Source organism: Microbacterium pratiae (assembly GCF_047302165.1).
GTDB lineage: Bacteria > Actinomycetota > Actinomycetes > Actinomycetales > Microbacteriaceae > Microbacterium.
In genome coordinates this window covers 2,505,854-2,518,557 of the sequence record NZ_CP154843.1, presented here as the reverse complement: position 1 = coordinate 2,518,557, position 12,704 = coordinate 2,505,854, and the positions used below count along the sequence as shown (strand labels likewise).

At 69.4% G+C, this 12,704-nt stretch carries 16 protein-coding genes; 7 read left to right on the top strand and 9 right to left on the bottom strand.

The genetic code is table 11. The features are described from left to right. From AA0Y20_RS11975 to ilvA, 4 genes are all read left to right on the top strand, one after another. Entirely contained in the window at positions 1 to 480 is a 480-nt protein-coding gene (locus AA0Y20_RS11975; protein WP_412939419.1) for a MarR family winged helix-turn-helix transcriptional regulator, read from the top strand. 78 nt (positions 481 to 558) lie between these two features. Further along, the gene (locus tag AA0Y20_RS11970) at positions 559 to 1,125 is read left to right on the top strand and encodes a LemA family protein (RefSeq protein ID WP_412939418.1); all 567 of its coding nucleotides are present in this window, start codon (positions 559 to 561) and stop codon (positions 1,123 to 1,125) included. A gap of 64 nt (positions 1,126 to 1,189) precedes the next feature. Next, a complete protein-coding gene (locus AA0Y20_RS11965) occupies positions 1,190 to 2,371 on the top strand; it encodes an AI-2E family transporter (RefSeq protein WP_412939417.1) in 1,182 nt (393 codons plus the stop codon). Next, entirely contained in the window at positions 2,368 to 3,594 is a 1,227-nt protein-coding gene (gene ilvA / locus AA0Y20_RS11960) for a threonine ammonia-lyase (protein ID WP_412939416.1), read from the top strand. The genes AA0Y20_RS11965 and ilvA overlap by 4 nt, the downstream gene beginning before the upstream one ends. 24 nt (positions 3,595 to 3,618) lie before the next feature. Here ilvA and greA read toward each other — a convergent pair whose 3' ends face one another. Both greA and AA0Y20_RS11950 read right to left on the bottom strand, forming a co-directional pair. Then, complete coding sequence (gene greA, locus AA0Y20_RS11955) at positions 3,619 to 4,110, bottom strand: transcription elongation factor GreA (RefSeq protein ID WP_120262442.1); 492 nt, start codon at positions 4,108 to 4,110, stop codon at positions 3,619 to 3,621. An 84-nt stretch (positions 4,111 to 4,194) separates the two neighbouring features. Beyond that, complete coding sequence (locus AA0Y20_RS11950) at positions 4,195 to 4,590, bottom strand: DUF4307 domain-containing protein (RefSeq protein WP_412939415.1); 396 nt, start codon at positions 4,588 to 4,590, stop codon at positions 4,195 to 4,197. An 80-nt stretch (positions 4,591 to 4,670) separates the two neighbouring features. Here AA0Y20_RS11950 and AA0Y20_RS11945 point away from each other — a divergent pair, with 80 nt between their 5' ends. Then, positions 4,671 to 4,916 (top strand): hypothetical protein, encoded by a 246-nt coding sequence (locus AA0Y20_RS11945; RefSeq protein WP_412939414.1) that lies wholly within the window; start codon positions 4,671 to 4,673, stop codon positions 4,914 to 4,916. A gap of 15 nt (positions 4,917 to 4,931) precedes the next feature. Here the strand turns inward: AA0Y20_RS11945 and trhA are convergent, their stop codons facing one another. Next, complete coding sequence (trhA, locus tag AA0Y20_RS11940; RefSeq protein ID WP_412939762.1) at positions 4,932 to 5,624, bottom strand: PAQR family membrane homeostasis protein TrhA; 693 nt, start codon at positions 5,622 to 5,624, stop codon at positions 4,932 to 4,934. Positions 5,625 to 5,720: 96 nt separating this feature from the next. Here trhA and AA0Y20_RS11935 point away from each other — a divergent pair, with 96 nt between their 5' ends. Both AA0Y20_RS11935 and AA0Y20_RS11930 read left to right on the top strand, forming a co-directional pair. Next, positions 5,721 to 6,497 (top strand): isoprenyl transferase, encoded by a 777-nt coding sequence (locus AA0Y20_RS11935; protein WP_412939413.1) that lies wholly within the window; start codon positions 5,721 to 5,723, stop codon positions 6,495 to 6,497. Between the two features lie 192 nt (positions 6,498 to 6,689). Next, positions 6,690 to 8,045, top strand: a complete 1,356-nt coding sequence (locus AA0Y20_RS11930; protein WP_412939412.1) for a PhoH family protein — start codon at positions 6,690 to 6,692, stop codon at positions 8,043 to 8,045. 45 nt (positions 8,046 to 8,090) lie between these two features. Here the strand turns inward: AA0Y20_RS11930 and AA0Y20_RS11925 are convergent, their stop codons facing one another. The 6 genes from AA0Y20_RS11925 to AA0Y20_RS11900 are packed head-to-tail and all read right to left on the bottom strand — an operon-like array spanning position 8,091 to position 12,698. Next, the gene (locus tag AA0Y20_RS11925) at positions 8,091 to 8,744 is read right to left on the bottom strand and encodes a response regulator transcription factor (protein WP_412939411.1); all 654 of its coding nucleotides are present in this window, start codon (positions 8,742 to 8,744) and stop codon (positions 8,091 to 8,093) included. Next, positions 8,741 to 9,715, bottom strand: coding sequence for a sensor histidine kinase (locus tag AA0Y20_RS11920; protein WP_412939410.1), 975 nt, complete (start codon positions 9,713 to 9,715; stop codon positions 8,741 to 8,743). Before AA0Y20_RS11920 ends, AA0Y20_RS11925 begins: the two co-directional genes overlap by 4 nt. A 10-nt stretch (positions 9,716 to 9,725) precedes the next feature. Further along, a complete protein-coding gene (locus AA0Y20_RS11915) occupies positions 9,726 to 11,120 on the bottom strand; it encodes a class II fumarate hydratase (protein ID WP_412939409.1) in 1,395 nt (464 codons plus the stop codon). Positions 11,121 to 11,149: 29 nt separating this feature from the next. Then, entirely contained in the window at positions 11,150 to 11,827 is a 678-nt protein-coding gene (locus AA0Y20_RS11910) for a carbonic anhydrase (protein WP_412939408.1), read from the bottom strand. Beyond that, the gene (locus tag AA0Y20_RS11905; RefSeq protein WP_412939407.1) at positions 11,824 to 12,465 is read right to left on the bottom strand and encodes a DUF4245 family protein; all 642 of its coding nucleotides are present in this window, start codon (positions 12,463 to 12,465) and stop codon (positions 11,824 to 11,826) included. The genes AA0Y20_RS11910 and AA0Y20_RS11905 overlap by 4 nt, the downstream gene beginning before the upstream one ends. Then, entirely contained in the window at positions 12,465 to 12,698 is a 234-nt protein-coding gene (locus AA0Y20_RS11900; protein ID WP_412939406.1) for an exodeoxyribonuclease VII small subunit, read from the bottom strand. The genes AA0Y20_RS11905 and AA0Y20_RS11900 overlap by 1 nt, the downstream gene beginning before the upstream one ends. Between the last annotated feature and the right edge of the window lie 6 nt (positions 12,699 to 12,704).

Genomic DNA, 12,704 nt, shown 5'->3' with positions numbered 1-12,704 from the left:
ATGGACCACGTAGACCGGATCCTTCAGCAATGGGTGCGTGAGAGGCCCGGCCTCGACGTGAGCCCGATGGCGGTGATCGGGCGACTCGGGCGGGCCGCGGCATCCGTCGATCTGCATCTGGCCGCCACCTTCGCGCGCCACGGGATCGACGCGGCGACCTTCGACGTCCTCGCGACGCTCACTCGGCAGGGTGAGCCGTACGAGCTGACGCCCGCCGCGCTGGCGGCCGACGCCATGATCACCTCCAGCGCCGTCGCGCAGCGGCTGAACCGGCTCGAAGGGCTGGGCTACGTGAGCCGGCATTCCGACCCGGCAGACGGCCGCGGGAAGATCGTCCGGCTGACCGCGCAGGGGCGTGACGTCGTCGATCGCGTCCTGCCGGATCATCTGGAGACCGAGCGGATGCTGCTCGCGCCGCTCTCGGAGAGGGAGCAGTCTCAGCTCGCCGAGCTCCTGTCCCGGCTCGCCCCGGGTGGGTAGTACCTGCGAGTTCGCGCGCGCGGCGGATTTCGGCGGACACGCGCTGGTTAGACTGGTCCCGGAGAGAGGGGACATGCAATGGAGTGGCTGATCCCGGTCATCGTCGTCGTCGCACTGCTTGCCGTCGTGTGCATCTATCTGTGGGCGACGTACAACTCGCTCGTGGCGCTGAACGTCCGTGTCGACGAAGCGTGGAGCGACATCACGGTTCAGCTGAAGCGCCGCGCCGATCTCCTCCCCAACCTCATCGACACGGTTCGGGGCTATGCCGCGCACGAGAAGGCGGTCTTCGAGAACGTCACTCGCGCGCGCGCCGAGATCCTCTCGGCGAGCGGCCCCGCCGAGGCGGGAGTCGCGGAGGGGCACGTCCAGCAGGCGCTGAAGTCGCTCTTCGCGGTTGCCGAGGCCTACCCTCAGCTGCAGGCGAGCCAGAACTTCCTGCAGCTCCAGCAGGCCCTGGTCGACACCGAGGACAAGATCCAGGCATCGCGTCGCTTCTACAACGGCGGCGTCCGCGAGCTGAACACGAAGATCAAGGTGTTCCCCAATAACCTCTTCGCCCGCAGCCTCGGGTTCACCGAGCGCGAGTTCTTCGAGGTCGAGAACGGGGCGGCCATCGCCGAGCCCCCGCGCGTCCAGTTCTGAGCACCCGCTCTGAGACCGCGGCAGACGGTCGGGAGGGTCCGTGCCGGAGTCCTAGACTGACGTGATGAGCGACGACAAGGTCGGGCGATCGTTCTTCGACGCCCTGCGCACCCGCACCGTTGCCACCGAGACGTCGGCGGGCATCCCGCGCGGCCTGCGCCTCGCGACGGCATACGCGTGGCGGCTGCTCGTGGTCGCGGCTGCCGTCGGGGTCGCCATCTGGATCATCATCCAGCTGAAGCTCCTCGTCATCCCGTTGCTCATCGCGATCCTGATCGCGGCGCTGCTCTGGCCGGGTCTGCTCTGGATGCTGGAGCACCGGGTGCCGCGCTGGGCGGCGATCGTGCTGAGCGTGCTCGCGACGATCGCCGTCATCTCGGGCCTGCTCTGGCTCGCGATCTGGCAGATCAGCCGGCAGTGGGCGTCGGTCCAGGCGCGCACGGTCGAAGCGGTCGGTCAGCTCCGGCAGTACCTCATCGACGGCCCCCTCCACCTCACCTCGACCGAGATCGACGGTCTGCTTCAGCAGGGCTGGGGCTTCCTGGAACAGCAGGCGTCGTTGCTGTGGTCGGGCGCTCTCGCCATCGGGTCGACCGTGGGCCATGTCGCGACCGGCGCCCTGCTCGTGCTCTTCATCCTGCTGTGCATCCTCGCCGACGGCGGACGCATCTGGCGCTGGGTCGTCCGGCTCTTCCCGCGTCAGGCCCGCCCCGCCGTCGACGGCGCCGGCCGGACCGGCTGGCGCACCGTCGTGACCTACGCCCGCACGCAGCTGCTCGTCGCGACGATCGACGCGACCGGCATCGGCCTGGGCGCCCTGTTCCTCGGCGTGCCCTTGGCCGCTCCCATCGCCGTTCTCGTCTTCCTCGGAGCGTTCATCCCCTTCGTCGGCGCCGTGGTCACGGGGGCACTCGCCGTCTTCCTCGCGCTCGTCTACAACGGCCCCTGGATCGCGCTCTGGATGCTCGTGATCGTGCTCGGCGTCCAGCAGCTCGAGGGCCACATCCTGCAGCCGCTGCTGATGGGCTCCGCCGTGAAGGTCCACCCGCTCGCCGTCGTCATCGTCGTCGCCGGCGGAGCGATGATCGCCGGCATCCCGGGCGCATTGTTCGCCGTGCCACTGGCCGCATTCGTCAACGTCGTCGTGCTCTACATATCGCGACGATCGTGGGAGACCGGGGTCGCGCCGCGGCCCGATGAGATGATCTGGAGCACTGTGCCCCGAGACCGGAGGAAGAACGCATGACCGGACCCACTCCGGCCGATCTCGACGCAGCAGCAGCCGTGCTCGACGGCGTCGTCACCCGCACGCCGATGGAGTACTCCGAGCACCTCTCGGACGTCCTGGGCGTGCCCGTGCACCTGAAGCTCGAGAACCTCCAGCGCACCGGATCGTTCAAGATCCGAGGTGCGACATACCGCCTGTCCCGTCTGACGGAGGAAGAACGCGCACGTGGTGTCGTCGCGGCGTCCGCCGGGAACCACGCGCAGGGCGTCGCGCTCGCGGCGCAGAAGCTCGGGATCCGCGCGACGATCTTCATGCCTCTGGGCGTTCCCGTCCCCAAGCTGCTCGCCACGCGCGGGTACGGTGCCGACGTCGTGCTCGAGGGTGCGACGGTCGAGACGCCGTTGCGGCTCGCGGCGGAGTTCGCCGAGCGGACGGGCGCGGTGCTCATCCACCCGTTCGATCACCCCGACGTCATCACGGGCCAGGGGACTCTCGGACTCGAGCTCGTGGAACAGGTGCCCGACATCGAGACGCTCGTCATCCCGATCGGAGGGGGCGGCCTCATCGCGGGTGTCGCCGCGGCCGTGAAGGGGCGCGCAGCCGCTGAGGGGCGCCGCGTGCGCGTCATCGGTGTGCAGGCCGAGAATGCCGCGGCGTATCCGTCGTCGCTGGCCGCGGGGATGCCGCTGGCGGTCGAGACCACCCCCACCATCGCCGATGGCATCGCGGTCGCGCGTCCGGGCGACGAGACGTTCGCCGTCATCCGCGAGCTCGTCGATGAGGTCGTCACCGTCTCGGACGACGACATCGCGCGTGCGCTGCTGGTGCTCCTCGAGCGTGCGAAGCAGGTCGTCGAGCCGGCAGGAGCCGCCGGGGTCGCGGCCATTCTCGCGGGCAAGGTCACGGCGTCGGGACCGACGGTCGCGGTCCTCTCCGGGGGGAACATCGATCCGTTGCTGCTGCAGCGGGTCGTGTCGCACGGCCTCGCCGCATCCGGTCGCTACATGACTCTGCAGATCCCGTTGCCCGATCGTCCCGGTCAGCTGGCCCGGGTCTCGGAGCTGCTGTCGGTAGCGGGAGCGAACGTCATCGAGGTGCTGCACACCCGCCACGGGCAGGGTCTGCAGATCAGCGAGGTCATCCTCCAGCTGAGCGTCGAGACGCGGGGTGAAGAGCACCGCGCTCAGGTCATCGCGATCCTTCAGGATGCCGGCTTCGCGCCGAGGGTCGTCGCCGATTGACGACCGCCGGCGCGAAGCGCGCGCTCACTGTCCCGAGTAGGTCTCGACCTTGACGATCTCGACCGAGATCTCGCGGCCGTTGGGCGCCGTGTAGGAGGTCTTCTCGCCCTCCTTGAGGCCGAGGATCGCTTCGCCGAGCGGCGAGGCCTCGCTGTAGACGTCGAGCTCGGAGCCGGCCGCGATCTCGCGGCTGCCCAGGAGGAAGACCTCTTCGCCGCCTGCGACGAGAGCGGTGACGACGGTGCCTGAGAGGACGGTGCCGTCGGACTCGGGCGCCTCGCCGACGGTCGCGTCCTTGAGGAGCTGCTGGAGGGTGCGGATCCGCGCCTCCTGCTTGCCCTGCTCGTCCTTCGCGGCGTGGTAGCCGCCGTTCTCCTTCAGGTCGCCTTCCTCGCGAGCGGCCTCGATGCGCTTGGCGATCTCCTCGCGGCCGGTCGTCGAGAGGTGTTCGAGCTCCGCGACGAGACGGTCGTAGGCGTCCTGCGTGAGGAAGGTGACGGGAGCGTCGTTCGACATGTGATCTCCTTGGACTGGCGCGGCGCACAGCCGCCTATGGCGAACGCCCCGGCATACGACCGGGGCGCACAAGAAACACCTAGACTACGGGATCCAGCAAGAGGTCACCAAACCGTTCGTGGCGAGGGCCACGGTCGGGATCGTCTCGGTGAACGCCCGCGAGACGCCGTCGGCCGCGGGGTACTCGACGACGCGCCATCCGACGACCCCGTGCTCGGTGTCCTGTGCCTCGAGCGCGCACGCCAGTGGTTTGTCCCGTGCGCCGCTGACCTGGAACGACACGACGACGGAGTGCTCGTCGATCACCTGGAAGCCGGTCGCATCGGTGTCGACGGAGTTGATGGCCCCCGTGACGGTGGTCCACGCCACGAGTCCGAGGACGGCTGCGCCGAAGACGCCCGCGACCGCGATCAGGATGCGGCGCGATCGCTTCTCGCGCGTCCGACCGTAGCGCTGGTCGAGCTTGAGCTGCGTCGTCATGATGGCGGTCTCCGGGGCGGTTCTGACGGGATTAGGCTGGTGATTCCAGGCTAAGCGCTCATCGCGCAGATCGAGGAACCATGAACTCCCTACTGTGGCTCACGTCGGCGGCGACACCGATTCCCGAGATCACGGTCGACCCCACATCGGTCACCCCCGGACCGTGGGGCTTCGGAGCCATCGTGGTTCTGACGATCGCCGTCGTGCTCCTTCTGCTCGACATGCTGCGACGCGTTCGCCGCGGCCGGTACCGTGCAGAGGTTCGCGAGCAGCTCGACGAAGAGGATGCCGCCGCGCGCGGCGATCGGGACGCCGACACGCGCTGACCGGCCACGTTGGCCTCAGCCCGCGTGGTACGCGGGCTGGAGGGCGATGAGCAGGCATGCCGTCCAGTGGCAGAGGAACGCCAGGACGGTGCAGACGTGGAAGATCTCGTGGAAGCCGAAGTGGCCGGGCCACGGGTTCGGCTTCTTCAGCGCGTAGACGACCGCTCCGCCGCTGTAGAGCAGACCGCCGATGATCACGAGCACCATCATGGCGGCGTTGGCCTGGAAGAGCGGCACGATGTACATCACGGCGGCCCAGCCCAGCGCGAGGTAGAGCGCGACGTAGAGCCAGCGCGGCGCGTGTATCCAGAACACGCGGAAGAAGATCCCGGCGATCGCGCCACCCCAGACCAGCGACAGCAGGAGCACCGTCTGCTCGGTGGGGAGGGCGAGTACGGCCAAGGGCGTGTACGTGCCCGCGATCAGCAGGAGGATGTTCGCATGGTCGATGCGCTTGAGGATCGCCTTCGTACGCGGCTTCCAGTCGAACCGGTGGTAGAGCGCGGAGTTGCCGAAGAGCAGCAGCGACGTCGTCATGAACACGGCGCTCGCCCACTTCGCGGGCGCGCCCTGTGCTAGCACGATCAGGACGATTCCGGCAGCGATCGCGACGGGAAAGGTCGCCGCGTGGATCCAGCCGCGCCACGACGGGCGGAGCTCGACCTGCGCGCTGGCGGCAGCGGCATCCAACAGGGGAAGCTGGGGCATCTCGACGCCCTCATCGGGTGCGGGTCGGGTCACAATACGAGGGTACGCGCCGCCATATGCCAGCGTTCACATGATGGCTGGGAGTAGCGTAGGGGAGTGGCTGCGAACCGCGGAAGAGGACCCCTCTATCGACTGTATGCGTCCCGGCTGCGCCGGCACCTGACGCCGGAGACGGTTCCCCACCATGTCGCGATGATGATCGACGGCAATCGGCGATGGGCGCGGCAGGCCGGCTTTCCGACGCCCGCAGAGGGACACCGCGCCGGCGCCGCGAAGATGCACGAGTTCCTCCGTTGGTGCGATGAACTCGGCATCCGCGTCGTGTCGCTGTACCTGCTCTCGCACGACAACCTCGCCAAGCGCGACTCGGACGAGCTCGCCGACCTGCTCGAGATCATCGCCGAGCTCGCCGACACGCTCTCGAGTGAGCCGGGTTGGCGGGTACAGCATGTCGGCCGTGCGGCCCAGCTTCCCGACGACCTCGCCCGCGTTCTCGCCAAAGCGGAGGACCGGACGCGCGAGAACACCGGTCTCCACGTCAATCTCGCGGTCGGCTACGGCGGACGGGGCGAGATCGTCGACGCCGTGCGGAGCATCATCACGAGCCACCATGAGCGCGGCGGCTCGATGGAGGAGCTCGCGGAGAGCCTGACGCCCGAGCAGATCGGCGAGCACTTGTACACGGGCGGACAGGCCGACCCCGACCTCGTCATCCGCACGTCGGGCGAGCAGCGCCTGAGCGACTTCCTGCTCTGGCAGTCCGCGCACAGCGAGTTCTATTTCGTCGAGGCGCTCGGCCCGGACCTGCGCGAGGTGGACTTCCTGCGTGCCATCCGCGACTTCGCGACGCGCGATCGCCGTTTCGGCGGCTGACGCGTCGGGTCCGCAACGCAGAGTTCACCGTCCCGAAACGTTCGCGGGCGTGTCGGTTTCGTCCGCTGCCGGTCCGCCGCCGTACTGTCATCGCAACGGGCACGGCGCCCGTTCGAGTCGGCCTTCTCACGACTCGTGACCCACGGTCGACTCGTGTTAATCGGGTGAGACACCCGAGGCGGGGAGTGGGTTGTGGCCGCACGAGCAACAGAGCAGCAGCGTCGCGTCATCCACGGCGGAGGTGACGAGCTCGATCAGGAGCTGCGCACCTACGTCCTGGACACGTCGGTCCTGCTGAGCGATCCGCGAGCGTTGTTCCGTTTCGCCGAGCATTCGGTCGTCGTTCCCGTCGTAGTCGTCACCGAACTGGAGGGAAAGCGTCACGATCCCGAGATCGGCTACTTCGCGCGCCAGGCGCTCCGCCACCTCGACGACCTGCGGGTCGAGCACGGCCGGCTCGACTTCCCCGTCCCCGTCGGCGAGGGCGGCACTCTGCGGGTCGAGCTGACGAACACCGATCCGTCGGTGCTGCCGGCCGGGATGCGGCTCGGTGACAACGACACGCGCATCCTCGCCGTCGCGATGCACCTCGCTCAGGAAGGCCAGCCGGTCACGGTCGTGTCGAAGGACCTGCCGATGCGGGTCAAGGCGGCCTCGCTCGGTATCAGCGCGGAGGAGTACCTCGCCGAGCAGGCCGTGGACTCCGGGTGGACCGGTATCGCGAACATCGATCTCTCGGGCGACGAGATGAGCGACCTCTACGAGAGCGAGATCGCGACGAGCGACGAGGTTCGCGGGGTGCCGGTGAACACGGGGCTCGTGATCCATTCCGAGCGCGGATCGGCGCTCGGGCGCGTCACCGGCCCCGGATCCTTCCGGCTCGTGCGCGGTGATCGTGACGTCTTCGGGCTGCACGGACGCTCCGCCGAGCAGCGCATCGCGATCGATCTTCTGCTCGACCCCGAGGTCGGGATCGTCTCGCTCGGTGGCCGCGCCGGTACCGGCAAGTCGGCGCTCGCGCTGTGCGCAGCCCTGGAGTCCGTGCTCGAACGGCAGCAGCAGCGGAAGATCATCGTGTTCCGCCCGCTGTTCGCCGTCGGCGGTCAGGAGCTCGGCTACCTGCCCGGCGACGCCCAGGAGAAGATGAACCCCTGGGGTCAGGCCATCTTCGACACCCTCGGCTCGGTCGTCTCCGGAAACGTCGTCGAAGAGATCATCGCGCGCGGTCTACTCGAGGTGCTGCCGCTGACCCACATCCGCGGCCGTTCGCTCCACGACGCGTTCGTGATCGTCGACGAGGCTCAGTCTCTCGAACGCAACGTGCTGCTCACGGTCCTCAGCCGTATCGGACAGAACTCCCGGGTCGTGCTCACGCACGATGTCGGCCAGCGCGACAACCTCCGGGTCGGGCGGCACGACGGCATCGCCTCCGTCATCGAGACGCTCAAGGGACACGACCTCTTCGGGCACGTGACGCTCACGCGCTCGGAGCGGTCGGCGATCGCGGCTCTCGTGACCGATCTGCTCGAGGCGGGCGAGCTCAGCTGAGAGCGGACCGGGGCCGGCTCCGCGTCTTCGGGACCGGGGCCGGCCTCAGTCCCAGCGGTAGCCCTCGCCGCGGACCGTCACGATCCGCGACGCGCCGACCTTGCCCCGCAGGTAGCGCACGTAGACGTCGACAACGTTGGAGCCCGGGTCGAAATCGAGCTCCCAGACCCGGCTGAGCAGGGTCTCACGACTGAGGACCTCCCCGGCATGGCGGAGGAACTGCTCGGCGAGGGCGAACTCGCGCGCCGAGAGGTCGATGTCGCGGCCGTCGACCGTGGCGCGCCGGGTCAGCATGTCGAGACTCACACCGTCGCGGGTGATGACGGTCGCCGGACCGGGACTCTCGCGCAACCGCGACCGCACCCGGGCGAGGAGCTCGGCCACGACGAACGGTTTCGGCACGTAGTCGCTCGCGCCGGCGTCCAGACCCTCGACCGTGTCGCTCGTGCCGCTGCGTGCCGTCAGCATGATGACGGGCACGGACGAGCCCGAGGCGCGGATGCGGCGCAACACATCGAACCCGTCGATGCCGGGAAGCCCCACGTCGAGGATGACGAGGTCGATCTGGTCCGTCTCGAGCAGCTCGAGCGCTGTCTCGCCGTCCTCTGCGACGACGGGCTCCAGATCGTCGGTGCGCAGGGCGCGCTCGAGGAGGGCGATGATGTGAGGCTCGTCGTCGACGAGCAGGACGCGGGTCATCCGATCTCCTTGCGCTGGAGGACGACTTCTCCCGCACGCACCGGCGCCGGCAGGCGCAGGGTCGAGCGAAGCGGGATGGTGATGGTGAAGGTCGCGCCGCCGCCGGCGGTCTCCGTGACGGTGCAGGAACCTCCGTGGCCTTTGGCGATGGCGTCGACGATCGCGAGACCGAGCCCGGATCCGCCCGCGGAGCGGCGACGGCCGCCGCGGTCGAAGCGGCGGAAGATCCGATGCCGTGCCGCCGGGGGGATGCCGGGGCCGTGGTCGCGCACCCAGAGGTGGAAGGCGCCGGCGTAGACGCCGCTCCCGAGTTCGATGGCTGTGCCGACGGGGGTGTGCTTCGCCGCGTTGTCGGCGAGCTGCAGCCATGCCTGCAGCAGGCGGTCGGCATCGCCGTGGATGATCCCGCGCTGCGTCGCTTCGACCGCCCATTCGTGGCCCGGGATGACGGTGACGAGGTCGACGACGCGCTGGGTCAGGCTCTCGATGTCCACCTCGTCCATGGTGAAACGTTCGCCTTCGACGGACGCGAGGAGATCGATGTCACCGATGAGGCGGGTCATCCGGTCGAGCTCGCTGATCGCGATCTCGCGGACGGCATCGACATCGGCCGGGTCGGTCGCGTCGACGAGCTCGAGGTGGCCGCGCACGATGGCGATCGGAGTCTTGAGCTCGTGACGGACGTCGTCAAGCAGTCGTCGCTGCGACTCGACCGCGGCGTCGAAGGCGTCCTGCGCGGCCGCCTCGCGTCGCGGCGTGGCCAGGAGAGGCCAGCCGACGAGCCACAGTGTCGCGAGAGTGCCCGCGCCGACGACGGCGAAGACGAGGACTGCCGCCCAGGGGAGCTCCGCTTCGAGCAGCAGGAAGACCAGCAGCGACCCGATCGCGGCGACGACGAAGCCGGCGCACACGATCACCAGGACGATCCCCAGGATGCGTGCGCGCCGGGCTTCCGACCGCGACGGGTTCACCCTCCGATTATCAACCAGGGTGCGTCATCGAGAGCAGGTCGAGCTTCTCGTCCAGCTGTGCCTCGGTCAGCTCGCCCCGCTCGACGTAACCCAGGTCGATCACCGCCTCGCGGACCGTGATGCCCTTGGCGACGGAGTGCTTCGCGATCTTCGCCGCTGCCTCGTACCCGATGAGCTTGTTCAAGGGGGTGACGATCGACGGCGACATCCCCGCGAATGCCGCGGCGCGCTCGACGTTGGCCTGAAGACCGGCCACCGTCTTGTCGGCGAGGACCCGAACGGCGTTCGACAGCAGGCGGATCGACTCGAGGAGCGCCGTGCCCATGACCGGGATGGCGACGTTCAGCTCGAACGAGCCCGAGGCACCCGCCCACGCGACGGTCGCGTCGTTGCCGATCACCCGAGCCGACACCATCAGCACGGCTTCGGGGACGACCGGGTTGACCTTGCCGGGCATGATCGACGAGCCGGGCTGGAGGTCGGGGATGTGGAGCTCGCCGAGACCGGTGTTCGGGCCGGACCCCATCCAGCGGATGTCGTTGTTGATCTTCGTCAGCGACACCGCGATGGTGCGCAGAGCGCCGGACGCCTCGACGAGGCCGTCGCGGTTCGCCTGGGCCTCGAAGTGGTCCTTGGCCTCGCTGATCGGCAGCTCGGTCTCGGCCGCGAGCAGCTCGATGACTTTCTGCGGGAAGCCGAGCGGCGTGTTGATGCCGGTCCCGACGGCGGTGCCGCCGAGGGGGACCTCGCCGACCCGGGGGAGCACGGCCTGGACCCGCTCGATGCCGAGGCGCATCTGGCGGGCGTACCCGCCGAACTCCTGCCCGAGGGTGACCGGAGTGGCGTCCATGAGGTGGGTGCGGCCGGACTTCACGACGTCCTTCCACTCCTCGGCCTTGGTCTCGAATGCCACCGCGAGGTGGTCGAGCGACGGGATGAGGTCGTCGATGAGCGCCTGCGTGACCGCGATGTGCACCGACGTCGGGAACACATCGTTCGACGACTGCGACGCGTTGACGTGGTCGTTCGGGTGCACCGTGCTGCCCAGGGCGCGGGTCGCGAGGGTCGCGAGCACCTCGTTCATGTTCATGTTCGACGACGTGCCGGAGCCGGTCTGGTAGGTGTCGACGGGGAAGTGGGCGTCGTAGCGGCCGGTGACGACCTCGTCGGCAGCCCCGGCGATGGCGTCGGCGATGGCCGGGTCGAGGGTGCCGAGCGCCTTGTTCGCGAGAGCGGCGGCCTTCTTGATCCGCGCGAGCGCGGCGATCTGGCTCGACTCGAGCCCCGAGCCCGAGATCGGGAAGTTCTCGACCGCGCGCTGGGTCTGCGCGGCGTAGAGGGCGTCCTTCGGGACGCGGACCTCTCCCATGGTGTCGTGCTCGATGCGGTACTCGATGTCGGTCACGTCGTTGTTCCTCTCTCGGTGGGATGTCGTCAGGATGCGGCGTCGTCGTGGACGTCGCCGAGGATGATGGAGGGCTCGGCAGCGCCCTCGCCGAGCCGGTAGTTCGCGCCGACGATCGCGAGGCGGCCCTCGGCGACGGCGGTGCTGATGAGCTCGGATGCGTGCAGCAGCTGGCCGACCGTGTCGCGCAGGTGCTCGCGGCCGACGATCTCGGCGTCGACGTTCTCGGCGGTGACGCCGGCATCGGCGCCGGCGCGCAGGACGCGGCGCACAGCGGGCACGATGGGGGAGATCTGGCGCCAGATCAGCGGTGGAAGCGGGGGAGCGTCGACGCCCGTGCTGTCGATCGCCGCGCGCACGGCCCCGCACGCGTCGTGGGCGAGCACGACGATGAGCGGGACGTTGAGCACGGCGACGGCGTACTCGAGGCTGCCGACGACGGAGTCGGAGATGACCTGACCGGCGTTGCGGATCACGAAGAGGTCGCCGAGGCCCTCGTCGAAGATGATCTCCGCGGCGAGGCGTGAGTCGGAGCAACCGAAGAGCGCGGCGCGGGGTGTCTGCGAACCGGCGATCTCATGGCGGCGTTCGACGTCCTGCCGGGGGTGGCGCGGGGTGCCTTCCACGAATCGGATGTTGCCCGCGCGCATCTCGTCCCAGGCTTCCTGGGGCGTGGGGGATGCCGGAGCGGTCTCGGTCGACGTCATGGTGTGTCCTCCTGCAGTTCGACGATCTGGGTCGCGAGACCGCGCGCAGCGGTGCGCACCGTCTCGGCGTCGATGGTCCCGCCGCCGTAGACGAGGATCGTGTCGGATCCCGCTCGGGTCGTCAGGGCGTAGGAGATGTTCCCGGCCCGCGCGGGGTCGGGGATCTCGAAGACCTCCCACGAGACGCCGTCGATCGTCTCCGTCGAGGTCGTCCGCGACCCGCTGATCTGGCGGGACGCCCATCCGGCGTCGGCGTCGAACGCCTGCTGCACGTTGACGTACCCGCTGGCGGGCGCGTAGACGATCTCCCAGGTCTGGACATCGTCACCGGCGAGCTCGGCCTTGTTGACGCGCCACGCTTCGGGCACGTCGGGGGCCACGAGCTGCCGGCCGATGCCGGAGCCGACGTCGGCCGCGACCGCGGCGACATCGATGGCGGGCTGCTCGGGGACCGAGCCACGAGGCACCGCGAAGACGATGACGGCGACGACCGCGATCGTGACGATGAGGGCGGCGAGCAGGTTACGCACGTTCTGGCTCGAGCGGTAGACCTGCGACGACGCCGCCTTGCGGGCGGCTGTCTCGTCGGGCGTCTCGGGCCGCCCGAGCTCGGCGACGACCCGCGGGCCCTTGGCCATCACGCGTCTTCCGCGCGGGTGGCGCGCGCTTCGTCGAGCCGGCGCTTGGCGCCGAGCAGCCATTCCTCGCACCGCGCGGCGAGCTGCTCGCCGCGCGTCCACAGGGCGAGCGACTGCTCGAGGGTCGGCGCCCCCTGCTCCAGCTCGGCTACCACGCGGACGAGTTCGTCGCGCGCCTGTTCGAAGCTGAGGGTCTCGACGTCGGCGGAGAGCCCTTCGGCCGGCGGAGTCATGTCAGC

Bases quoted from the DNA above. Each gene is read 5' to 3' on its own strand.
- ilvA (WP_412939416.1), top strand. From the start codon at position 2,368: ATGACCGGACCCACTCCGGCCGATCTCGACGCAGCAGCAGCCGTGCTC.
- greA (WP_120262442.1), bottom strand. From the start codon at position 4,110: ATGTCGAACGACGCTCCCGTCACCTTCCTCACGCAGGACGCCTACGAC.
- AA0Y20_RS11905 (WP_412939407.1), bottom strand. From the start codon at position 12,465: ATGGCCAAGGGCCCGCGGGTCGTCGCCGAGCTCGGGCGGCCCGAGACG.
- AA0Y20_RS11975 (WP_412939419.1), top strand. From the start codon at position 1: ATGGACCACGTAGACCGGATCCTTCAGCAATGGGTGCGTGAGAGGCCC.
- trhA (WP_412939762.1), bottom strand. From the start codon at position 5,624: ATGCCCCAGCTTCCCCTGTTGGATGCCGCTGCCGCCAGCGCGCAGGTC.
- AA0Y20_RS11950 (WP_412939415.1), bottom strand. From the start codon at position 4,590: ATGACGACGCAGCTCAAGCTCGACCAGCGCTACGGTCGGACGCGCGAG.
- AA0Y20_RS11945 (WP_412939414.1), top strand. From the start codon at position 4,671: ATGAACTCCCTACTGTGGCTCACGTCGGCGGCGACACCGATTCCCGAG.
- AA0Y20_RS11925 (WP_412939411.1), bottom strand. From the start codon at position 8,744: ATGACCCGCGTCCTGCTCGTCGACGACGAGCCTCACATCATCGCCCTC.
- AA0Y20_RS11900 (WP_412939406.1), bottom strand. From the start codon at position 12,698: ATGACTCCGCCGGCCGAAGGGCTCTCCGCCGACGTCGAGACCCTCAGC.
- AA0Y20_RS11970 (WP_412939418.1), top strand. From the start codon at position 559: ATGGAGTGGCTGATCCCGGTCATCGTCGTCGTCGCACTGCTTGCCGTC.
- AA0Y20_RS11965 (WP_412939417.1), top strand. From the start codon at position 1,190: ATGAGCGACGACAAGGTCGGGCGATCGTTCTTCGACGCCCTGCGCACC.
- AA0Y20_RS11910 (WP_412939408.1), bottom strand. From the start codon at position 11,827: ATGACGTCGACCGAGACCGCTCCGGCATCCCCCACGCCCCAGGAAGCC.